Genomic DNA, 20834 nt, shown 5'->3' on the forward strand with positions numbered 1-20834 from the left:
GTGTTCCTGGTCCGCCAGCCGCGGGATGTGATGCGCTCGCTGTATCGCGTCAGCCAGAGCGGTGGCACCACCTATTTCGATGCGGATGAATCCGGCTTCGATGAGCTGGCTCGTATCCATGAGCGGGTGCTCGAACAGTGTGATGCCAGTCAGGTGCTGTACCTGGACAGTGATGAGGACCTGATGGGTGATACGCGAAGCACTTTGGCGCGCTTTTGTGATTTCGCCGGTATCGACTTTTCGCCTCGCCTGTTGAGCTGGGCACCGGAAAAGGTCGAACAGTGGCAATTTTTCCAAGGCTGGCATGACGATGCCGAGCGCTCCTGCGGCTTTGCCAAGTCGCGCACCCGCAAATCACCTTCCCGGAAGCCGTCGAATCCACGGCGCGGGACAAACAGCCCCTCTACAAGTTTTTTCACTTAGTACGCCAGGTGCCCTTCGGGCAGCCAATCTTCCAGCACGTCGGGCAGCAGGCATTGTTGTCGGGGCTCTTAGGGGAGGTAGCTCGCGGGCATGGCGCTAATTATCATGTCCGCCCCGCCGACGTCACGCTCTACCGAACCACCTACCGACTACGCCGCCGACAGAGCCGTCTCCCACTACGCCCGGCATCTTTCAGACGGCAACGCTCACCCCAAATCAGTGGAATACCGCTGGCGCGTTGAGCGCACTGGAGCAAAGTGGAGAGTCCCTGCGCCTCTACAACAATCTGATGGTTCTGGATGCAGAAAGCACGCGTAACGCCGTAGATCAACTCTCCGGCGACTATCACAGCAATACCTCGACCGCCCTGATCGCTAATAGCCAAGTGGTATTCGGGGTGCTGGGGACTCGAATGCGCGATCTGCTGGATACCGGCACGTTGCGCATGCCAGCCATGGCACCCAATCTGATGCCCAGCACATTCATAGCACTACGAAATGCTCAGCCGACCCGGTACGTTTGGAACACAAATGGAGAGGAGATTTTGAGCAAAATCCAACGTGCTGGCGAGGAGTTAGAGACCGTGCAAATAGAGTTGGTTATTTCGCGAACAGCACACCGGGGGGGGGCTATAAAAAAGGCTCCATTTGGCGGCTAATTTAGGATACGCGCTGACGTGGTAAATTACCGTTCAGCGCGACATATGCTAGTTAGACGTTACCACAGGGTCTGGCCAAACCCTAACCCTCCCCAACCGCAGTTTCCTTTTACTTGATAATAATCGATTATGTTGGTTTTTGCATCAGCCCAAAACCCGATGCTGCAAGCATCACGCTTATGCTGAGTTTCGTATTGCTCAACATGTTGCAGTTGGCCAGATGACGTATCCATATATGAGCCGACAAGTTTTTGTTCGTCATAGTTTAAAACTCGGGTTTCAAAAAAATACCACTTATGGCCATAGAATTTGCTCTCAGGCGCAACACTAGTTTCGACACCAGTCAGCCATGGATTGCCAAATGTTTTATAAGCTTCTTGAATATTTTTCCCCATGAGATTTTCTGCTGCGGTCCGCTCCGGCGCAATGGTCGCACAGCCCGATATTAGGAGTACTGGTAATAATAAAATCGTTGTCGCTCCAATAACCCTCATCTTTTATCCTCATAAGAAATAATTTTGTAATCATGAAGCAATAATGTAGGGGCGCAGAAGATCGGATCTGCGGCAGACATCAGTTCAACGAAGATGCATAGTCAATGACATTGGGTTCGCGCTCCAGAGGCCCTTCTATAACTCGACTCCCCCTCTGCCCCTACAAGCGCCAAACTCACCAATGCTACCAGAACAGAAGCCACTGCAACAAATTTTAACTTTTCATATTTTTTTCATTCTTTATGGGTTAATCATAATCTGCCAGAGCCAGAAAACTTTACAGCTTTGTAAAATCCTTATTAATACTTAGGAGTTGAAAGCAGGATGGCCGCCCACCCTGCAACAACTCGATAAGAAGTACCCGAGGTCCGCCAGCAGGTTAAGATGAGGCTCCGTATCGAAGCTATAGTGCAAGTGTGCTATTGCCAAATCGTGGAGCTTCCCTCTAGAACCAGAAATCCGATCAGCGCGTGCAAGCCAAACTATTTATTGAATTTTATATTGCGCTAAACCTATGGAACGTGCGCTTCCCCTCTGAGCATGTACGATTCTCCACCCAGAAAGACTTCAGCTATAGCGGAATCATCGTCGCAGCATCGACCGCTTCGCCGGAAGTCTGCGCGTGAAGCGCCGCGTAGCGATCATTAGGCAGGCTTGACAAGCGAAGATCAGCTTAGCTCCCTCGTACATCAGCAATGGCAACAGTCGTAGCTTGCGCGTCTCGCTCATGCGGGATTCCTCAATATAAGAAATTGGCCGGTACTATCGCAGCACCAAGTCGCGGTTGATGATCCTGCGCACCAGCGGACCAGCTGACAGAGGTCCGAGCGCGAGCGTGAGCGATGACGTCTACAGCATGATGGCGCGATTTCACATCACTTGCATGCGGCTCTATCCATAGGCAACACGGCTGTTCTCTTTATCGAGCATTCGCTATCCCCGTAGCATCAACATATAGCGCCAATCGCAGCGTCATATATAGGCTCCGCCATTGTGTCGATCACGTCGTCTCGCCTCCGATTGGGAGCGACACACAGTAGTTTCAAACACTCCATAGCACATCGCTGCTGGATGCTATTTCAATATATCAAGATGCCAAATCAAGCATGACATGCTCGGATTTATCTACGTTTAGCTGGCATTGAGCAGGACCGCGCGCCGTGTGAAACCATGGGGATATCAGACCATATCGAATCGGTCTTGATGGACTTGCCACACCCTATGACGCTGTACCGTGAGCGTATAGCGCTTGTCGTGATCGTCCATGGCGTGCGTCCCTTACTTTGCCTTCCGGGTGTAGGCAATCAGCAGCTGTGCGCTCGCATCGATCAGCGCTTCGCGATTCCGATCAATCCGCAGACTGAGCCGGTAGCGACCCGCGGGAAGTGATGGGCTGTAAGCGAATGCGAACTCCTCGGACACCGTCTCCGCCGAAGACAGGCCAGCTTCCTGCATCGCCATCGGATCTGCATCGAACGCGAACAAGCTCGGCGCAACACCGTCGGCAGCCAAGGCAACGGGCGCCTCCTGCTCTCTGTCGACGCGTTGACTCCGCTCCAATCCCACCTTGGCAGAGCCAGATCGCTGGACGCGCTCCAGTTGCAGAACCGCCCCCACACCGGCACGCACCAGACGGTCGCCGGCATCTGCCACCGCAGCCGAATCACGGCCTGTCAGTCGCACGCCGATGAAGATCGGCGGTTCCGCGTCATCGGCCTGTGCGGGCAAGTCGAACTCCACTTCAATCGGGCCCGCGTCATGAGGGGCCAAATCACGCACCAACGGCACGACAGTTCGCATTTCACTCCGCTCCTCTGCGATGGGCTTGCTTGCGGGCTGTGACGGCCCGCCGCATCCGGCTATCAAGCCGATCATCAGCGCCAACAGTGGAAGGCGCACTAGGTGCTTTGCAATGGGCACACGTAACCCTCTGAATGGTGTCGATGTCGCAGCCGAGAGCGCCTGGATCACTTTGCCCAGGCCACTCGCTGCCATGGTAGCGACAATCTCGCCTCCTTTCACGGGCTAGGTCTGCGTGCTGCCCGCATCGCCCTCGACCACCGACACCACCACCTCGCCAGTACGCACGGTGATCCGTACCTTGCTACCAATGGCGAAGCCAAGCTGTTCCAGCCACAGGTCGCTCAGGCGAAGGACCGGTACGTGATGGTTGCCAGCGGTGGCGTGCGCGCCGAGACAAGAAGCAGGATCCGGCACTGAGTGGACTAAAAGCTACGCATGCGGACGGCATCCTGGCTCCCCAACCGTATCCTTAACCAGTTTTCAGAGGTTAGAATGCGTTCGAATCGCCGACAGGGCCTATGACATGCCGCTCCCGTTTCATCCCTCGCTGAAGAAGCTTCCGCAGGAGTGTCGAGAATGGATGGAGCATGTTCAAAAGACGGGCGACTATGATCGGTATGCTGCTGCGATCGAGAAGTTTCTGGAAATTCCTGGCCCGCTCGATCCCAAGGCGGGACTTCAGCTGGATCGCCTTGGGCATTACTTCAATGTTGCAACCTGCGATGCGTACTTCCGCTCCGACATAGCGGAACTTGACCGCTTCCTGCAATGGACGGTAGCGATTCGCGCATTGGTATTGCGATGGCACGGCATGCACAGCGAGATGCATCCCGACCTCGGAAATTGGCCGATGCAATTCTGGGACAGCATGAAAGCCGCCGGCCCCGCCATTTTGTCATGGTGGGATGAGGCCAGGGTCTGCGGCAAGCGTTTCCTGGAGATGGCAGAGAAGGATCAGCGCATCAACACTGTCGCGCAATCACGCAGAGTCGCTGATGGAACGAATGATGCCTTCCTGGCTTTCCTTTTCTCCAATGCGTTTGGCATTCCTACGGATTTCGCACCTCAAAGGCCTGTGATTGCAGAGTATCAAGCGCTGCTGGAAAACTGGCGAACCACTGATGAAGCCGTTTTCGTCAATGTGATGCAAGGCGCTGCCGACTTCCATATCAGTCGAAGCAAGCACAGTACGGGATCGACGTTCTACGAGTTCGATCGCGACATCGATCGTCTTTTCCCGGGCGAGCTGCTGGCTGTGCAAGCGTTGCGGCGCAGAGACGAACTTCCCGAATTCAAGACAGACCACTTCCTGATCGATGCCCCATGGGCAATCGTGCGCGACCTTCCTCAAGTTGAGCCACATCCGCTGGCTGCTGCCGTCGAAGCGCGACTTAAACGAGACTATCCGCTTTTCCGTTGACCCTCATGTTGAAAGGACTCCGCCATGAACGATACGTCACACACTGGTCGCACCGCTGATCTGGTTGCCTTGGCCCAGGCGACAGATGCCAATGGCCATGTCGATCTAACGGCTTACCAGGCCCAGCGCCTCATTCTTCTTCACCAATCGGTCGATGGACTGGATGCGCGAGGATTGGTGGCGGACCTGACCGCATCTCCTGCTTATGCGAGTACGGAAGGCCAAGCACTTGTTCCATGAAGGGGCCGCCGCCACGAATGGCGGATTGGGGGACACGAAACCGATCTCACGGTTGCGTAGCTGAGCATGCTCGTCAGCCGTCGCCTCGACCATGTTGCGGCCAGCGAACCAGAACTGGCCAGATGCCGGACGGTCAAGGAGTCCTAAGATGTTCAGCAGTGTGCTTTTGCCGGAACCGGATGTACCGAGAATCGCGCACGTTTGCCCACGCTGAATATTGAGCGTCACATCACGCAGAACGGGCATGTTTTGCCCCGCCATAGGATAAGACTGGCAGACATCGCTCATGGCGATGAGCGAATGTGTCGACTGTGGCTCCATGCCGGACCTCTTTTCTCTATTGATCCAGCCGTCTGGCCAGAGGTTTCGCGAAGCGACACATGAGGGGGGAGGTGCTTCTTGAGGCGAGAGTATTTACCACAAAAATCGGAAAGAAGGAAAAAGCATCTCAACCGTACTGGCAAGGCGCCCGCTCGCTTCGATATCCCATAGCCATGAGTGAAGGTATTTCCAAAACACGAAAAAAAGCCACTCCTCTGAGTGGCTTTTTTCTGAATCTTGGAGCGGGAAACGAGACTCGAACTCGCGACCCCGACCTTGGCAAGGTCGTGCTCTACCAACTGAGCTATTCCCGCGTCTTGGTGTGGCGCATTCTATAGGTTCAGATTACGCCGTCAACCCTTTGATTCAAAAAAGTTTTATTTCGGCTCTACATCCGTCCGCAGATGCGGCCAGGCGGCGCGCAGGTATTGGACCATCGACCACAACGTCAAGCCTGCGGAAATGAGCAGCAGCGCATAGCCCAACAGCACCCAGAAGCTGAAATCAGACGGGTTGGCCAGCAGGATCACCAGCGCGAGCATCTGCGCGGCGGTTTTCCATTTGCCGAGGTTCGACACGGCGACCTGGGCGCGAGCGCCCAGTTCGGCCATCCATTCCCGGAGTGCCGAGACGACGATTTCGCGACCAATGATCACCGCCGCCGGCAAGGTCAGCCAGAGGTTGCCATGTTCCTGCACCAGCAGCACCAGGGCCACCGCGACCATCAGCTTGTCGGCCACCGGATCAAGGAACGCGCCGAACGGCGTGCTCTGCTCCAGGCGTCGGGCCAGGTAACCATCCAGCCAGTCCGTCGCGGCGGCGAAGGCGAAGACCGAGGCGGAGGCCACGTAGCTCCAGTGGTACGGCAAATAGAACAGCAATATGAAGATCGGGATGAGCAGGACGCGTAGAACGGTAATCAGGTTTGGGATATTCATCGGCACAACTGGCTACGAGGTTGACGGGCATTCTACTCGCTATGCAAGTTTGCATAAATCGACTCTGCGAGCTTTTTACTGATACCGGGTGCTTTGGCTATCTCCTCGATGCTGGCACGAGACAGTTCCTGCAATCCACCAAAATGTTTCAACAAGTCGCGACGGCGCGTCGGGCCGACGCCTGCCACACCCTCAAGTGTAGACGTGCGGCGCGTCTTGCCACGGCGGGCACGGTGTCCGGTGATGGCGAAACGGTGGGCTTCGTCGCGGATCTGTTGGATCAGGTGCAGCGCTGGCGAATCTCCCTTGAGGGTGAATTCATGGGCGGCATCGTTCAGGTACAAGGTCTCGAAACCGGCCTTGCGTGTCGCGCCCTTGGCCACGCCGAGCAGGATCAGGTCGGGGACCATCAACTCATTGAGCACATCGCGGGCCATGGACAACTGGCCCTTGCCGCCGTCCACCAGGAGGATATCCGGCAACTTGCCCTCTCCGTCCTTCAGCTTGCCGAAGCGCCGCATCAACGCCTGATGCATCGCGGCATAGTCATCGCCCGGCGTGACGCCTTCGATGTTGTAACGGCGGTAATCGGACTTGATCGGGCCTTCCGGACCGAACACCACACAGGAGGCCACGGTCGCCTCGCCGCTGGAGTGGCTGATGTCGTAGCACTCCAGCCGTTGCGGCGGCTCATCCAGGTTGAGGACATCGGCCAGGGCATCGAACCGCGCCGCCACGTGCTGACGATTGGCCAGGCGCGCGCCCAGGGCCTGTTCGGCGTTGGTCACGGCCAGTTGCTGCCAACGGGCGCGGGTGCCGCGAACACGGTGGCTGATGGTCAGTTCACGACCGCGGAGCTTGTCGATGGCTTCGATCAGGGCCGGGAAATCTTCATGGACCACGTTGACGATCAACTCGGCCGGCAAGTCCCGTTCCGGACTGCTGATGTAGTACTGGCCCAGAAACGCCGCCATGACCTCGGCCACGTCTTCCTCGATACCCACTTGGGGGAAGAAGTTCTTGCTGCCCAGCACCCGACCGCCGCGCACGCTGATCAAATGCACGCAGGCGCCGCCCGGGTTGATGAACGCCGCGACCACATCGACATCGCCGCTGCCGCCTTCCATGCTCTGCTGGTCCTGCACACGGCGCAGCAGACCGATCTGGTCGCGCAGCTCGGCGGCCCGTTCGAACTCAAGGTTGACTGCCGCGTCCTCCATGGCTGCCGACAGTTCATCGGTCAGCGCATTGCTGCGGCCCTCCAGGAACATCACCGAGTGACGCACGTCCTCGGCGTAGACCTGGGGCTCGACAAACCCCACGCAAGGCGCCTTGCAGCGTTTGATCTGGTATTGCAGGCAGGGCCGAGTGCGGTTCTTGTAGTAGCTGTCTTCACATTGGCGAACGAAGAAGGTCTTCTGCAGCAGGCTGAGGCTTTCACGAATCGCCCCGGCGCTGGGATAAGGGCCGAAATACCTGCCCTTGGCCTTCTTGGCCCCCCGATGAATGCTCAGGCGCGGAAACGCCCCGTCGGACAGAAACACGTAGGGGTAGGATTTGTCGTCGCGCAGCAGGATGTTGTACGGCGGGCGCCATTCCTTGATCAGCGTCTGCTCGAGCAGCAGAGCCTCGGTTTCATTGGCGGTGATCGTCGTTTCGATTTGCGCGATGCGCCCCACCAGGGCAGAGGTCTTCGGGGCCAGGCCGGTCTTGCGAAAGTAACTGGCCAGGCGTTTCTTGAGGTTCTTGGCCTTGCCGACATAAAGCAGGCGCGCCTCGCTGTCGAACATGCGGTACACGCCGGGGCGACCGCTGCAGGTGGAGAGGAACGCGCTGGGATCAAACAATTCAGTCATTTTCAGGCGCTGGCATCGACCATGCCGTGGCGCACCGCCAACAGTGTCAATTCGACGTCACTGCTGATCGAAAGCTTCTCGAAGATACGGTAACGGTAGGTGTTGACGGTCTTGGGAGACAGGCACAGCTTGTCGGAGATGATCTGTACCTTCTGGCAACCGACAATCATCAGGGCAATCTGGATTTCCCGTTCCGACAGCGCATCGAAAGGCGAATCGTTGGTCGGCTGGAACGACTTGATCGCCAACTGCTGGGCGATCTGCGGGCTGATGTAGCGTTGCCCGGCAAAAACCAGACGAATGGCCTGGACCATCTCGTTCAAGCCCGCGCCCTTGGTGAGGTAGCCCGCCGCGCCCGCTTGCAACAGCCGGGTGGGGAACGGGTCCTCTTCGCAGACGGTTACCGCGACCACCTTGATGTCCGGGTGACTGCGCAGCAGCTTGCGCGTGGCTTCAAGACCGCCGATGCCAGGCATCTTGACGTCCATCAACACCACGTCGGGTTTCAACTCACGCGCCTTGATCAGCGCCTCTTCACCGGATTCAGCCTGACCAACTACCTGCAGGCCGTCGATGTCAGCCAGCATTCGTGTAATGCCCGTACGGACGAGATCATGGTCATCGACCACTAACACCCTAATCAAGCAGACACCTCACGATTTGGTCTTATTTGGGTTGCACAACACCTTAGCAAAAAAGCATCCCGCAGACCTAGCGTAAAGGGACAGATAAAAGTTACAGCACATCTTTATCGGCACGACATCCGAGGCGTCAAGCACCGGCGTCTCGCTGCATCCTCAGGAAACACTCGTCCTCGCCCACGACACGCAGGCCCATGCGTTCGTACAACGCCCTGGCGGGATTGTCCTTGAACACCGTCAGGCGCAGCGCCGGGCGACGTTCCAGCGCCACCAGGTCCCAAACCTGTCCGATCGTCCAGGTACCGGCGCCTTGCCCGCGGAACGCCTCGTTTATCTGCAGCTCACGGATATACAACGCCCGGGCATCACGACTGAGGCTGACAAAGCCCAGCGCCTGGCCTTCACGACTGATTATCCAGTTCTGGCGAATGATCCAGGCCAGGTCGAACGCTTCGTCCTGCCAGAGCAAATCATGCCTGAGGTAATAGGCAAGCATGTTGTCGCAGGTCAACTGCCGGGCGAAGTCGATGTCCCCACTCGTTGCAGCACGCCACTCGAAGCTCATGAAGACCTCATTGAAGCACTGTCACCGGCACGACTTGCCCGTCCCAGCCGTTGACGTCGCGGCGGGCAATCACCAACAGCTCGCCCGGCCCCGGTGCCGCCGCGAGCCGTGAACCGTCCGGGCCCCAGATGGCACTGCGGCCAGCCGACTCCCAGCCTCCGGTGACGCCGCCATGATTAGCCATCAGCACGGTCATGGCATGCTGCCGGGCATAACCTTGCAACAACGTCGTATCGGGCACGTAGCCACCCTCGGTGATCAACACCCCTGCTGCATAGAGCGTAGCGCCCTGCCCGGCTGCCGCAGCAGCATGATTGGCGTGGGAAAAATCGGCACACACCGCCAGGGCAATGCGATCCTGCCCCACTGTCAGCATCGAGCCACCATGGCCCGGGGCGAAGGCGATTTCTTCCCCTGGGTGCAGATGCTGCTTGCTGTACACCCCAAGGGAGCCGTCGGCAGCGAGGACCAACGCGCCGATCACCACCGGAGCGTCGGCCGACAGCCGAATGGGCATGCCCACCACGGCGGTCAGGCCGAGCGCTTGTGCCCGGTCACGCAGCGGTTGCAGCACGGCGTCCTCCGGCAGGATCGCCAGATCCGCCGCCAGGCCGCGTTCGTAGCCGGTGAGCGACAGTTCAGGGAATACCAGCAACTGCACCCCCTGCTCAGCGGCAGCCTGCATGAAACGCTGATGACACGCGAGGTTGGCGCGAAGGTCTCCCGCGACGGAAATCGACTGGGCGGCGGCGAAGACTGGAGCGGTCATGGGTCATCCCTGGGAGGCGGTGCAAACCTGAAGTTTGTCATAAAGCCCAGCGGACTCAAGCCAGGGCGAACAATTGCATGCCCTCGATAGAATTTTCTGATTGAACCGCCGCCCTGCCCTCTAGTAAGCTCAGGGCCATTCATCGGAGACAGACCATGTTCAACGCCCTCTCACCGCTTCAAACCGCCAGCGCCCCGCGCTCGGTTGCGGCTGCCCGGGCGAACAGCGTTCAAACTCCGGTCAGCTTTTATTTTGGGTATTGGTTTAGCCACTGGCGCGCCTGATACCCAACCGGCGCCCACTTTAAAACGGGTCGCCTTCCAGAGTTTTCCAAACCCCCGGTCGGCCTCCCGACCGGGGGTTTTGTTTTTCCGGCCCCACACATTTGCAGCACCAGACAACTTGAGGATTGAGCCATGAACTACGCCACTTATTACCGTTACGACAGTTTTTCCGCCTGGCGATTTACCAGCCACCGCTCGGGACAGCCTGCCGCCTCCGATCGGTCACCTACCGGTGGCAAGCCTCAATTGCGGGCCCATACGGCCAATTGTCGAACACCCCACTAGGACCGGCGCGGGAACGAACCCGCTGCCCGTCCAGGAAGCCAGATCATGAATTCGTCCGTCTCTGCTTTGCCGCTGTCCACGCTCAACCCTGCCAACGAAGCCCTGACCCTGCGTCTGCCGAGCTCGTTGCAACTCAAGCATCAATTGCCGCTCAGCACCGCGTTGAGCCACCAAGTGAGCGTCCATCGCCAGGCCGTCCGCGCGATCCTCAACGGCGAAGACGCCCGCCTGCTGGTCATCGTCGGCCCCTGCTCGATCCATGACCCCGAATCCGCCCTCGAATACGCCGCGAACCTGGCTCGCGCGGCCCACGAAGTGAGCGACAGCATGCTGTTGGTCATGCGCGCTTACGTGGAAAAGCCCCGCACGACTGTGGGTTGGAAAGGCTTGGCCTACGATCCCGGCCTGGATGGCAGCGACGACATGGCCGCCGGCCTGACCTTGTCCCGGGAGTTGATGCGCGAAATGCTGCAACTGGGCCTGCCCGTCGCCACCGAACTGTTGCAACCCCTGGCTGCCAGTTACTTCGATGACCTGCTCAGTTGGGTCGCCATTGGCGCTCGCACCACCGAATCGCAGATCCACCGGGAGATGGCCAGCGGGCTGGGCATGCCGGTGGGGTTCAAGAACGGCACGGACGGCGGGGTCGGCATCGCCTGCGACGCCATGCGCTCCGCCGCCCATCCCCATCGGCATTTCGGCGTCGACAGCCAGGGGCATCCGGCGATCATCCAGACGCCGGGCAATCCTGACACCCACCTGGTGCTGCGCGGCGGTCATCGCGGACCGAACTATGACCGCCAGAGCGTCACGCAGATACACAGCGACCTGACCCGCCTCAAGATACCCGCGCGGATCATGGTGGACTGCAGCCACGCCAACAGCGGCAAGGACCCGCTGCGTCAGCCGCAGGTGTTCAATGACGTGCTGGACCAACGGCTGCAAGGGAACCGCTCCCTGATCGGCATGATGCTCGAAAGCCACCTGTTCGAAGGCTGCCAGCCGCTGGGCCCGTCGATGCGCTACGGCGTCTCGGTCACCGATGGTTGCCTGGGCTGGGAGTCCACCGAGCAGTTGTTGCGCGAGGCTCATCGCCGGTTGCAATTGCCAGCCTGAGGTCCCGAACCCACCGTCCCCTGGAACCCGGGGCAGGTGGAGCTCTTTGTGGGAGCGAGCTCGCTCGCGATGGCGTCAGTTCAGCCGGCCTTGGTGTTGCCTGACACACTGTCATCGCGAGCAAGCTCGCTCCCACAAGGATTGCGCGGGACTAGCCTCAGCCCGACGTGCTGGAACGCACCCGGACCGTCACCCACTCGGAGCGCTGGCTGACGTCATCCAGGCGCTCGACCTGATAGAACACGCTCACCGACCTGTCGCGCTGGTCCTGCCAGTAACTTGCGGGAATCACGAACATGAGCGGTTTACCTGCCGTGGCCTCGGTGATTTCGCGTTCAAGCACATAAGCGGAGTTGCCATTGCACTGCAACCAGACCAGCTCGCCCGCCTCAAGCCCGGGATCATCAATGACAATCGACACCCCCTCTTGCAGGTCGTCGACCTCCAGCCAACCGTCGTTCATCTCCCGAATCTGAAGGGCCTTCAACGCAGGGCGCTGCAGCGGCCCGATGTGCAACGACAAGGGCTCAGCCCGACGCACCGAGTGTCCACGCCTGACGACATAGGTCAGGGCCAGGTCGTGTCCGGAATGGGGCGCGATCAGCGCATGATCGATCCAGAGCGATACCTCGCGGCCCACCGCATGGGCTTCTATGTCCAGCACATCGCGCCACAGCGCTTTGAAATCCTTGCTGGCCGTCAGGATCAGCCGATCGCCGACCGCCATCCTGGCGTAGGGCCGAATGCTCACCCATGTGCCTTCAGGCACCCGACTCGGATCGAGGCTGCCCCTCACCGCATCCTTGGCAATGGCAGGCAGCAGTTGCGGCGATGCATCGCCGATCTCCAGTTGCAGGTGTTCCGAAAACAGTGTGGCCGGCAACCGCTTGCCCGTCACCTGGTAGGAGATCTCCAGCGAGCCGCCGTCCAACTCGGCGATATGCGGTTCGCGCACGACGAACACGACGTCTCGCCCCACTTGCCGTTCCGTGACAAACCCGGCCACTTCATGCCGGTAGGGTTCGCCATCGTTGTTGAGGCCGTGCCAACGCAGCAACACCTCATCCCCGCAGGTCATCATGGGATAAGGCTTGACGGTCACCACGGCGTTGCGCCAAGCGGGGTTGATCACCCCGTCCCTGGCCGCTGCCAGGACCGGTGGCGGCAGCCTTGTTGCTGGGGTTGAACGGAATCGTTGAAGCGATGGATAGGTGATCATGTACAGGCTCCAGTCCCTGGATGAAGGCACCGTTTGAATAACGGCGCCCGGCGGAGCCATTAAAACCCGCTCGCGCCAAACCCACAGCCAGACAAGACGACAGCGCGAGTGGTCCTTGGCGCTCGAACCTGTAGCTGCAAACGACAGCGGTTATAGGAGACCTCCTACACCCTCAAGTACCGCTGGGTTACCTCCCACTCTTCCCACTTTTTTTATTCCAGTTTCCCTGGATCAGAGCGGTTTCTTCCTACACCGCACAGGATGAGCCTGCATTAGAGTGAAGTCGCAAACTCAAGGTGAACCTCCTCGAAAAAGGTACGAACATGCAACGGAATGCAACCACTCAATTTCCCATCCTGCTGGTCCATGGGTTGTTCGGGTTTGACAAGATCGGCGGCTTCGAACTTTTCCATGGCATCAAACAGGCCCTACGCGCAGGCGGTGCCCGGGTGTTCATCCCGCACCTGTCGGCCACCCATTCCAACGAAGCCAGGGGCGAACAATTGCTGATTCAGATCGATCGGGTTCTGGCCGGCACCGGTGCCACCCGGGTCAACCTGATCGGCCACAGCCAGGGTGCGCTGGCCGCCCGGTATGCCGCCGCCCTGGCCCCCGACAGGGTGGCTTCGGTCACCTCGGTCAGCGGCCCCAACCATGGCTCCGAACTGGCCGACTTCCTGCGCAAGGCCCTCACGCCCGGACGGCTGCCAGGACACGTGGCACGGGGCGTCGCCACGCTCTTCGCCGATTTCATCTCGCTGCTGGACGGCCAGGCGCAGCTATCGCCGGCCGCTGTCGCCGCGCTGCCGGCGCTGACCACCGAGGCCGTGGGCGCCTTTAATGACAAGTACCCCCAGGGCCTGCCGAAGCACTGGGGCGGGAACGGTCCGGAACGGGTCAACGGCGTGCGCTACTACTCATGGAGCGGCACGTTGCCAGAGGCGACGGACAAAGAACGGGAGCCTGTGCAGGTTTTCTGCCGCGCCTTTTCCGAATACTTCATCACCGAAGCCGGGCAGAACGACGGCCTGGTCGGGCGCTTCAGTTCGCACCTGGGCAAGGTCATTCGCTCCGACTATCCCATGAACCACCTGGAGGCCATCAGCCCGGGAGGCGGCAAGGCCTGCAAGGGGACAGACCCGGCAGAGCTTTACCTGCGCCACGCCGAGCGCCTGCGCAAAGCCGGCCTTTGATCGCCAGGCCCAAGGTTTTGACGCAATTTTGACAACACCCCGCCAATGAATCCGGTAGGCTCCACACCTTTAAATACATCGAAAGGAATTTGCCCCATGGCCAAAGCCACTGCCCGCCACATTCTGGTTTCCACCGAAGACAAGTGCAACGAACTCAAGGCCCAGATCGAAGCCGGTGCCGACTTCGCCGAAGTGGCCAAGGCCAACTCTTCCTGCCCGTCCAGCCGTCAGGGCGGCGACCTGGGTTCGTTCGGCCCGGGCCAGATGGTCAAGGAGTTCGACACCGTGGTGTTCAGCGCACCGATCAACACCGTCCAAGGCCCGGTCAAGACCCAGTTCGGCTACCACCTGCTGGAAGTCACCAGCCGCCAGGACTGATCCCGGTTTATCGGCATAACGGCCCGCCCTTCGGTGGGCCGTTGTGCTTGGGTCTCGCGGGACTGGCGATTCAGGCCCCGCTCGCGTACAAATCGTGTCATCGATCACCCGGCTCTAAGGCTGACAATGCGACTGGCGTTCCCTTCACTGCTATTGATTGCCATGGTCCTGCTGACAGGCGCCGCCGGCGTCGATGCAGCACCGCAACATGCCCTGACCGTCTATGGCGAACCCGCCAAATATGCCGAAGGCTTCGGCCACTTCGCCTACGCCAACCCCCAGGCACCAAAAGGTGGGACCATGCGCCGCTCGGCCGTGGAGATTGGCCACTTCGACCACATCCTGCCCTACATCGACAAAGGCATCGGCGTCAGCCAGATCGACGGGATGCTCTACTCGCCCCTGGCCCAGCGCTCGCTGGATGAACCCTATACCGTCTATGGCCTGGTGGCGCAGAAGATGGAGCGTGCCGACGATGGCCTGTCCCTGCGCTTCTACCTCAACCCCAAGGCCCGCTTCGCCGATGGCAAGCCCATCACCGCCCAGGATGTGCGCTATAGCTTCGAGCTGTTGATGACCCAAGGCAGCCTGCGCTATCGCACCCAGTTCGCGGCGGTCAAGGACGTCGTGGTCGAGGACGAGCGCACCGTGCGCTTCAACTTCAAGAACAACGAAAGCCGCACCCTGCCCTTGGACATCGCCACCCTGCCGGTCTTACCCGAACATTGGTGGAAGACGCGCGACTTCGCCAACGGCGGCGGCTACGAGGCGCCACTGGGCAGTGGCCCCTACCGGGTGAGCAAGGTCGATTCCGGGCGCAGCATCACGTTCGAGCGCAATGCCGATTGGTGGGGCAAGGATTTGCCGGTCAGTCGTGGGCTCTACAATTTCGACCATTTCAGCATCGAGTATTTTGGCGACACTGACGTCGCTCGCCAGGTGCTGCGTGGCGGCGCCTATGACTACAATCGCGAATTCTCCGCCACCGGCTATGCCATCGGCTACGACGGCCCGGCCCTGCAGGACGGCCGCCTGCAAAAGGCCCACCTGGCCAAAGAGGCGCCCCAGGCCGCCCAGGGCTTTGTCTTCAACCTGCAAAAACCGCAGTTCCAGGATCGCCGCGTGCGCCAGGCCCTGGCCATGCTCTGGGATTTCGAATGGAGCAACCGCCAGATGATGCGCAACGTCTATGTGCGTCAACAGAGTTACTTCTCCAACACTGACCTTGCCGCCCGAAAATTGCCCGATGCCGGCGAGCTGGCGATCCTGGAGCCGTTGCGCGGACAGATTCCCGACGAAGTCTTCACCCAGGTCTTCCAGGCCCCGAAAACCGATGGCAGCGGCGTGATCCGCGACAAACAATTGCAAGCCCTGGCCTTGTTGGAACAGGCCGGCTGGAAACCCGACGGCGACCGCCTGGTGAATGCCGAGGGCGAACCGCTGAGCTTTACCTTCCTGAACAGCCAGAACGGTATCGACCGCCTGCTGCTGCCCTACAAACGTACCCTGGCGCAAATCGGCATCGACATGAGCATTCGCCGCATCGACGCCTCCCAGTACGTCAATCGCCTGATGAGTCGCGACTACGACATGATCATCACCGCCTACCCCGTCAGCACCTCGCCGGGCATGGAACTCTACAACTACTTCGGTTCGGCGGCCGCCAACGATCCGGGGGCCAACAACTACATGGCCCTGAAGGACCCGGCGGTGGACGCGCTGATCGATGGTTTGGTCAAGGCCAGCACCCAAGCCGACATGCTGCGCCATGCCCACGCCCTGGACCGGGTGCTGCAATGGAATTACTACTGGATCCCCAACTATTACCCGCCGGGCAGCTCGACCGTGTGGTGGAACCGCTTCGGCATGCCCAAGGTTCAGGCCAGCAATGACGAAGCCATCGAAAGCTGGTGGGAAGTGAGCACCACACCGTTGACCAACGAGCAGATGCGCGCCGAACGCATCAGGCGCGGCACACCCGGAGGGCCGCATTGATGTGGGCTTATATCGCGCGGCGCCTGCTGCTGATCATTCCCACGCTGGTGATTATCCTGCTGGTGAACTTCGTCATCGTGCAGGCCGCACCCGGCGGGCCGGTGGAACAGGCCATCGCCCACCTACAAGGCATCGGCGGCACCAGCGTCGGCGGTTCGGGCAATGAGATGAGCGGCAATTCCCGCGCCAGTCGCGGCCTGGACCCGCAACTGATCAAGGACATCGAGAAACAATACGGCTTCGATAAACCGGCCCACGAGCGCCTGTGGCTGATGCTCAGCAGCTATGCGCGCCTCGACTTCGGCAAGAGCTTCTTCCGCGGCGCCACGGTCACCGACCTGATCCTGGAAAAGATGCCGGTGACCATTTCCCTTGGGCTCTGGGCGACCTTGATCACGTACCTGGTGTCGATTCCCCTGGGCATTCGCAAGGCCGTGCGCCACGGCTCGGCATTCGACGTGTGGAGCAGCACCGCGATCATCATTGGCTACGCCATGCCGGCGTTCCTCTTCGCGATGTTCCTGATCGTGGTGTTCGCCGGCGGCACCTCGCTGAACTGGTTTCCGGTGCGCGGGCTGGTGTCGGACAACTTCGAGTCGCTGTCGACGCTGGGCAAGATCGCCGATTATTTCTGGCACCTGGTGCTGCCGGTCACCTCGCTGGTGATTGGCGGCTTCGCCACCCTGACGATCCTGACCAAGAACTCGTTCCTCAATGAAATCACCCGCCAATACGTGGTCACGGCGCGAGCCAAGGGCATGAGCGAACGCCGGGTGCTGTACGGCCATGTGTTCCGCAATGCGATGCTGCTGGTGGTCTCCGGTATTCCCCAGGCGTTCATCAGCGTGTTCTTTGCCGGCTCCTTGCTGATCGAGGTGATCTTTTCCCTCGACGGGCTGGGCCGCATGAGCTACGAGGCCGCGGTGTCCCGGGATTATCCGGTGGTGTTCGGCTCGCTGTTCATCTTCACGCTGTTCGGCCTGCTGATCAAACTCATCGGCGACCTCTGCTACACCCTGGTGGACCCGCGCATCGACTTCGCCGCGAGGAACGCCTGATGTTCAAGCTTTCCCCCTTGGGCCGTCGACGCTTCGAGCGTTTCAGGAAAAACCGCCGGGGCTGGTGGTCGTTGTGGCTGTTCATCGGTCTGTTCATCCTGAGCCTGGGCGGCGAGTTGATCGCCAATGACAAGCCACTGGTGGTGAGCTACCAGGGCTCGCTGTATTTCCCGGTATTCAAGCGCTACACCGAGCAGGAATTTGGCGGGCAGTTGCCGTTCCAGGCCGACTACCGCAGCAGCTACGTGCAGAACCTGATCCACAAGGACGGCGGCTGGCTGTGGTTTCCGCCGATCCCGTTCAGCGATGACACCCCCAACTACGACCTCACCCAACCCGCCCCGAGCCCACCCTCATCGGTGAACTGGCTGGGCACCGATGACCAGTCCCGGGACGTGCTGGCCCGGGTGATCTTCGGCGCGCGGGTGTCGATCCTGTTCGCCCTGGCCCTGACCGCCATCAGTGCGCTGATCGGCATCGCCGCCGGTGCGTTGCAGGGGTATTACGGCGGCTGGGTGGATCTGCTCGGGCAACGCCTGCTGGAAGTCTGGTCCGGCCTGCCAGTGCTCTATCTGTTGATCATCCTGTCCGGCTTCGTCGAGCCGAACTTCTGGTGGCTGCTGGGGATCATGGCGCTGTTTTCCTGGCTGGCCCTGGTGGACGTGGTCCGCGCCGAGTTCCTGCGCGGGCGCAACCTGGAGTACGTCAAGGCGGCCAGGGCCCTGGGGCTCAGTGATCGCAAAGTGATCGTGCGGCATATCCTGCCCAACGCGATGAACGCCACCCTGAGCTACCTGCCCTTCATCCTCACCGGGGCGATCTCCACCCTTACCGCCCTGGATTTCCTCGGTTTCGGCATGCCGGCCGGTAGCGCCTCCCTGGGCGAGTTGATCGCCCAGGGCAAACAGAACCTGCAAGCGCCATGGCTGGGGCTGACAGCATTTTTCACCCTGGCCCTGATTCTTTCCCTGTTGGTGTTTATCGGCGAAGCGTTGCGAGACGCGTTCGACCCACGCTCTTGAAAACAACCATGAAGCGGACCCTTGAGATGAGCGACAACCTGATCGAAATCCGCGACCTGAGCGTGGCCTTCAACGACCAGACGGTGGTGCGCAACCTGTGCCTGGACATCCGCCCCGGCGAATGCCTGGCCCTGGTGGGCGAGTCGGGTTCCGGCAAGTCGGTGACGGCCCATTCGATCCTGCAATTGCTGCCCGAAACCGGCACCCGCACCACCGGGAGCATTCGCTATCGCGGCCAGGAACTGCTGGGCGCCGACGCCAAGACCCTGCGGGAGTTGCGCGGCAACCGCATCGCCATGATCTTCCAGGAGCCGATGACCTCGCTGAATCCGCTGCACAGCGTCGAGAAGCAGATCGGTGAAACCCTGATGCTGCACCGGGGCCTGGGCGGCAAGGCGGCGCGCGAGCGTATTCTGGAGCTGCTGGCCCTGGTGGGCATCCAGAAACCCGCCGAGCGGCTCAAGGCCTACCCCCATCAACTGTCCGGCGGCCAGCGGCAACGGGTGATGATCGCCATGGCCCTGGCCTGCGAGCCGGAGCTGTTGATCGCCGACGAACCGACCACCGCCCTGGACGTGACCGTGCAACGCAAGATTCTGCTGTTGCTCAAGTCCTTGCAGCAACGGCTCGGCATGTCCTTGCTGCTGATCAGTCACGACCTGAACCTGGTGCGCAGCATCGCGCAACGGGTGTGCGTGATGAAGGCCGGGGAAATCGTCGAGCAGGCGCCGTGCGAAACCCTGTTCAGCGCACCGAAACATCCCTACAGCTGCGTGCTGCTGCACGCCGAACCGGAAGGCGAGGCCCTGCCCCGGGATGAGCGCGAAGACGTGTTGCAGGTGCGGGACCTGCGCGTGAGCTTTGCCCTGGGCGGCGGGTTGTTCCGGCGCAAGGAATATTTGCGCGCCGTGGACGGTATCAGCCTGAGCGTCCAGCGCGGCAAGACCCTGGGCATCGTCGGCGAATCCGGTTCCGGCAAGTCCACCCTCGGCCAGGCGATCCTGCGGCTGGTCGAATCCGAAGGCAGCATTCACTTCCAGGGCCAGGCCCTCGAACAGTTATCCCACAAGGCATTGCGGCCATGGCGCAGGAAGATGCAGGTGGTGTTCCAGGACCCGTTCGGCAGCCTCAGCCCGCGAATGTCGGTGCAGCAGATCATCAGCGAAGGCCTCGAAGTCCACAGCCCGTCCAGCCCCGAGGAATGTGAAGCACGGGTGATCCAGGCCCTTGAGGAAGTCGGCCTCGATCCGCAGAGCCGCCACCGCTACCCCCATGAGTTTTCCGGCGGCCAGCGCCAACGCATCGCCATCGCCCGGGCCTTGGTGCTCAAGCCGGCGCTGATTCTGTTGGACGAACCGACCTCGGCCCTGGACCGCACCGTGCAGAAACAAGTGGTCGCACTGCTGCGCCAGCTCCAGGAAAAGCACGGCCTGACCTACCTGTTCATCAGCCACGACCTGGCGGTGGTCCGCGCCCTCGCCCACGACATGATCGTGATCAAAGATGGCAAGGTGGTCGAGCAAGGCGCCAGTCACGACGTATTCGATTCGCCCCAGCATCCCTATACCAAAGAGCTGTTGGCGGCGGCACTTCCCAGGTAAAGGCCGCGGCGACTGTAGCGCTCAACTGTCGCGGCGCTGATCCAGTGCTTGGGCAAATTCGCCAATGGTCTCCACGACCTGCTGCGCCCCTCGGTGGATGTCGAGGATAACGGTACCCGCCTGGTTCGCCAGCTTCACGCCCTGCTCCGCCTTGAGGGTGCTGGACTGCATGCTGGTCACCGCTTGCCTGGCGAGGTCGCGGTTCTTGCCGACGACTTCGGTGATGGCCACCGTGGCCTGGCTCGTGCGCCGTGCCAGGTTGCGCACTTCATCGGCGACCACGGCGAATCCCCGCCCCTGTTCCCCGGCGCGCGCCGCTTCGATGGCCGCATTGAGCGCGAGCAGGTTGGTCTGTTCGGCGATCCCCCGGATGGCATCGACGATGCTGCCGATTTCCTCGGACTGGGCGCTCAGCGCACTGATTCCCGTGGCCACCCGCTGGAGTTCATCGGCGATGCTTTGCACCACGGTGACCGTTTCCTGGACAACCGCCGTGCCAAGCCGGGTGTGCTCGTCGGTCTGCCGGGACGTCTCGAAGGCCAGCCGCGCCGCGTT

The 20834-nt window shown here is 60.5% G+C and carries 20 protein-coding genes, 1 tRNA gene and 3 pseudogenes; 11 read left to right on the forward strand and 13 right to left on the reverse strand.

The window, feature by feature from the left end:
• The 3 genes and pseudogenes from BM321_RS07595 to BM321_RS30790 form a co-directional block, all read left to right on the forward strand.
• Positions 1 to 423, forward strand: a complete 423-nt coding sequence (locus BM321_RS07595; RefSeq protein WP_256573393.1) for a sulfotransferase — start codon at positions 1 to 3, stop codon at positions 421 to 423.
• A 145-nt stretch (positions 424 to 568) separates the two neighbouring features.
• Positions 569 to 901 (forward strand): annotated as a pseudogene (locus tag BM321_RS07600) (autotransporter domain-containing protein); the annotation flags it as partial.
• Positions 899 to 1081: pseudogene (locus BM321_RS30790) on the forward strand (hypothetical protein); the annotation flags it as partial. The pseudogenes BM321_RS07600 and BM321_RS30790, both read left to right, overlap by 3 nt.
• Before the next feature lie 59 nt (positions 1082 to 1140).
• On the opposite strand, the gene BM321_RS29605 reads toward BM321_RS30790, so the two are convergent.
• From BM321_RS29605 to BM321_RS07610, 4 genes and pseudogenes are all read right to left on the reverse strand, one after another.
• On the reverse strand, positions 1141 to 1575 hold the full coding sequence (locus tag BM321_RS29605; RefSeq protein ID WP_139230475.1) for a hypothetical protein: 435 nt from the start codon (positions 1573 to 1575) through the stop codon (positions 1141 to 1143).
• 512 nt (positions 1576 to 2087) lie between these two features.
• Positions 2088 to 2304, reverse strand: a pseudogene (locus tag BM321_RS30795) (DUF2274 domain-containing protein).
• A gap of 549 nt (positions 2305 to 2853) precedes the next feature.
• Positions 2854 to 3375 carry a hypothetical protein gene (locus BM321_RS07605; protein ID WP_218190442.1) on the reverse strand — a complete coding sequence of 174 codons (522 nt, stop codon included), beginning with the start codon at positions 3373 to 3375 and terminating at the stop codon, positions 2854 to 2856.
• 225 nt (positions 3376 to 3600) lie between these two features.
• Positions 3601 to 3792: a SymE family type I addiction module toxin gene (locus BM321_RS07610; RefSeq protein ID WP_092442085.1), complete on the reverse strand. Its 192-nt coding sequence runs from the start codon at positions 3790 to 3792 to the stop codon at positions 3601 to 3603.
• 109 nt (positions 3793 to 3901) lie between these two features.
• On the opposite strand from BM321_RS07610, the gene BM321_RS07615 reads away from it, so the two are divergent.
• On the forward strand, positions 3902 to 4798 hold the full coding sequence (locus tag BM321_RS07615; protein ID WP_092442086.1) for a hypothetical protein: 897 nt from the start codon (positions 3902 to 3904) through the stop codon (positions 4796 to 4798).
• Positions 4799 to 4903: 105 nt separating this feature from the next.
• Here the strand turns inward: BM321_RS07615 and BM321_RS07620 are convergent, their stop codons facing one another.
• The 7 genes from BM321_RS07620 to BM321_RS07650 all read right to left on the reverse strand — a co-directional run bounded on the left by BM321_RS07620 (position 4904) and on the right by BM321_RS07650 (position 10128).
• Positions 4904 to 5359, reverse strand: a complete 456-nt coding sequence (locus tag BM321_RS07620; RefSeq protein WP_092442087.1) for an ATP-binding cassette domain-containing protein — start codon at positions 5357 to 5359, stop codon at positions 4904 to 4906.
• A gap of 238 nt (positions 5360 to 5597) precedes the next feature.
• Positions 5598 to 5673, reverse strand: a tRNA-Gly gene (locus tag BM321_RS07625).
• Between the two features lie 63 nt (positions 5674 to 5736).
• Positions 5737 to 6297, reverse strand: coding sequence for a CDP-diacylglycerol--glycerol-3-phosphate 3-phosphatidyltransferase (gene pgsA, locus BM321_RS07630; protein ID WP_092198777.1), 561 nt, complete (start codon positions 6295 to 6297; stop codon positions 5737 to 5739).
• 32 nt (positions 6298 to 6329) lie between these two features.
• The gene (gene uvrC / locus BM321_RS07635; RefSeq protein ID WP_092170234.1) at positions 6330 to 8153 is read right to left on the reverse strand and encodes an excinuclease ABC subunit UvrC; all 1824 of its coding nucleotides are present in this window, start codon (positions 8151 to 8153) and stop codon (positions 6330 to 6332) included.
• 2 nt (positions 8154 to 8155) lie between these two features.
• Entirely contained in the window at positions 8156 to 8797 is a 642-nt protein-coding gene (uvrY, locus tag BM321_RS07640) for a response regulator transcription factor GacA (protein WP_003182764.1), read from the reverse strand.
• 127 nt (positions 8798 to 8924) lie between these two features.
• Positions 8925 to 9359, reverse strand: a complete 435-nt coding sequence (locus BM321_RS07645; RefSeq protein WP_092442088.1) for a GNAT family N-acetyltransferase — start codon at positions 9357 to 9359, stop codon at positions 8925 to 8927.
• A 7-nt stretch (positions 9360 to 9366) separates the two neighbouring features.
• Complete coding sequence (locus BM321_RS07650) at positions 9367 to 10128, reverse strand: carbon-nitrogen hydrolase family protein (protein WP_092442089.1); 762 nt, start codon at positions 10126 to 10128, stop codon at positions 9367 to 9369.
• Positions 10129 to 10742: 614 nt separating this feature from the next.
• Here BM321_RS07650 and BM321_RS07655 point away from each other — a divergent pair.
• Complete coding sequence (locus BM321_RS07655) at positions 10743 to 11813, forward strand: 3-deoxy-7-phosphoheptulonate synthase (protein WP_092442090.1); 1071 nt, start codon at positions 10743 to 10745, stop codon at positions 11811 to 11813.
• A 157-nt stretch (positions 11814 to 11970) separates the two neighbouring features.
• Here the strand turns inward: BM321_RS07655 and BM321_RS07660 are convergent, their stop codons facing one another.
• Positions 11971 to 13032 carry a hypothetical protein gene (locus BM321_RS07660; RefSeq protein ID WP_256573394.1) on the reverse strand — a complete coding sequence of 354 codons (1062 nt, stop codon included), beginning with the start codon at positions 13030 to 13032 and terminating at the stop codon, positions 11971 to 11973.
• Positions 13033 to 13355: 323 nt separating this feature from the next.
• On the opposite strand from BM321_RS07660, the gene BM321_RS07665 reads away from it, so the two are divergent.
• The 6 genes from BM321_RS07665 (at position 13356) to BM321_RS07690 (ending at position 20279) form a co-directional block, all read left to right on the forward strand.
• On the forward strand, positions 13356 to 14225 hold the full coding sequence (locus BM321_RS07665) for a lipase family alpha/beta hydrolase (RefSeq protein ID WP_092442092.1): 870 nt from the start codon (positions 13356 to 13358) through the stop codon (positions 14223 to 14225).
• A gap of 96 nt (positions 14226 to 14321) precedes the next feature.
• Complete coding sequence (locus tag BM321_RS07670) at positions 14322 to 14603, forward strand: peptidylprolyl isomerase (RefSeq protein ID WP_072405155.1); 282 nt, start codon at positions 14322 to 14324, stop codon at positions 14601 to 14603.
• Between the two features lie 126 nt (positions 14604 to 14729).
• Entirely contained in the window at positions 14730 to 16598 is a 1869-nt protein-coding gene (locus tag BM321_RS07675; RefSeq protein WP_092442093.1) for an extracellular solute-binding protein, read from the forward strand.
• Positions 16598 to 17656: a microcin C ABC transporter permease YejB gene (locus BM321_RS07680; protein ID WP_092442094.1), complete on the forward strand. Its 1059-nt coding sequence runs from the start codon at positions 16598 to 16600 to the stop codon at positions 17654 to 17656. Before BM321_RS07675 ends, BM321_RS07680 begins: the two co-directional genes overlap by 1 nt.
• Complete coding sequence (locus tag BM321_RS07685) at positions 17656 to 18678, forward strand: ABC transporter permease (protein WP_092327532.1); 1023 nt, start codon at positions 17656 to 17658, stop codon at positions 18676 to 18678. Before BM321_RS07680 ends, BM321_RS07685 begins: the two co-directional genes overlap by 1 nt.
• Before the next feature lie 26 nt (positions 18679 to 18704).
• Positions 18705 to 20279: an ABC transporter ATP-binding protein gene (locus BM321_RS07690; protein WP_092442173.1), complete on the forward strand. Its 1575-nt coding sequence runs from the start codon at positions 18705 to 18707 to the stop codon at positions 20277 to 20279.
• 21 nt (positions 20280 to 20300) lie between these two features.
• On the opposite strand, the gene BM321_RS31225 is transcribed toward BM321_RS07690, so the two are convergent.
• Positions 20301 to 20747: a methyl-accepting chemotaxis protein gene (locus BM321_RS31225; RefSeq protein ID WP_371856612.1), complete on the reverse strand. Its 447-nt coding sequence runs from the start codon at positions 20745 to 20747 to the stop codon at positions 20301 to 20303.
• Positions 20748 to 20834: the final 87 nt, after the last annotated feature.

This window comes from Pseudomonas sp. NFIX10 (genome assembly GCF_900111955.1).
Taxonomy (GTDB): Bacteria; Pseudomonadota; Gammaproteobacteria; order Pseudomonadales; family Pseudomonadaceae; genus Aquipseudomonas; species Aquipseudomonas fluorescens_AA.

Bases quoted from the DNA above. Each gene is read 5' to 3' on its own strand.
- BM321_RS29605 (WP_139230475.1), bottom strand. From the start codon at position 1,575: ATGAGGGTTATTGGAGCGACAACGATTTTATTATTACCAGTACTCCTA.
- BM321_RS07605 (WP_218190442.1), bottom strand. From the start codon at position 3,375: ATGCGAACTGTCGTGCCGTTGGTGCGTGATTTGGCCCCTCATGACGCG.
- BM321_RS07615 (WP_092442086.1), top strand. From the start codon at position 3,902: ATGCCGCTCCCGTTTCATCCCTCGCTGAAGAAGCTTCCGCAGGAGTGT.
- BM321_RS07620 (WP_092442087.1), bottom strand. From the start codon at position 5,359: ATGGAGCCACAGTCGACACATTCGCTCATCGCCATGAGCGATGTCTGC.
- pgsA (WP_092198777.1), bottom strand. From the start codon at position 6,297: ATGAATATCCCAAACCTGATTACCGTTCTACGCGTCCTGCTCATCCCG.
- uvrC (WP_092170234.1), bottom strand. From the start codon at position 8,153: ATGACTGAATTGTTTGATCCCAGCGCGTTCCTCTCCACCTGCAGCGGT.
- BM321_RS07645 (WP_092442088.1), bottom strand. From the start codon at position 9,359: ATGAGCTTCGAGTGGCGTGCTGCAACGAGTGGGGACATCGACTTCGCC.
- BM321_RS07650 (WP_092442089.1), bottom strand. From the start codon at position 10,128: ATGACCGCTCCAGTCTTCGCCGCCGCCCAGTCGATTTCCGTCGCGGGA.
- BM321_RS07655 (WP_092442090.1), top strand. From the start codon at position 10,743: ATGAATTCGTCCGTCTCTGCTTTGCCGCTGTCCACGCTCAACCCTGCC.
- BM321_RS07660 (WP_256573394.1), bottom strand. From the start codon at position 13,032: ATGATCACCTATCCATCGCTTCAACGATTCCGTTCAACCCCAGCAACA.
- BM321_RS07665 (WP_092442092.1), top strand. From the start codon at position 13,356: ATGCAACGGAATGCAACCACTCAATTTCCCATCCTGCTGGTCCATGGG.
- BM321_RS07670 (WP_072405155.1), top strand. From the start codon at position 14,322: ATGGCCAAAGCCACTGCCCGCCACATTCTGGTTTCCACCGAAGACAAG.
- BM321_RS07675 (WP_092442093.1), top strand. From the start codon at position 14,730: ATGCGACTGGCGTTCCCTTCACTGCTATTGATTGCCATGGTCCTGCTG.
- BM321_RS07680 (WP_092442094.1), top strand. From the start codon at position 16,598: ATGTGGGCTTATATCGCGCGGCGCCTGCTGCTGATCATTCCCACGCTG.
- BM321_RS07685 (WP_092327532.1), top strand. From the start codon at position 17,656: ATGTTCAAGCTTTCCCCCTTGGGCCGTCGACGCTTCGAGCGTTTCAGG.
- BM321_RS07690 (WP_092442173.1), top strand. From the start codon at position 18,705: ATGAGCGACAACCTGATCGAAATCCGCGACCTGAGCGTGGCCTTCAAC.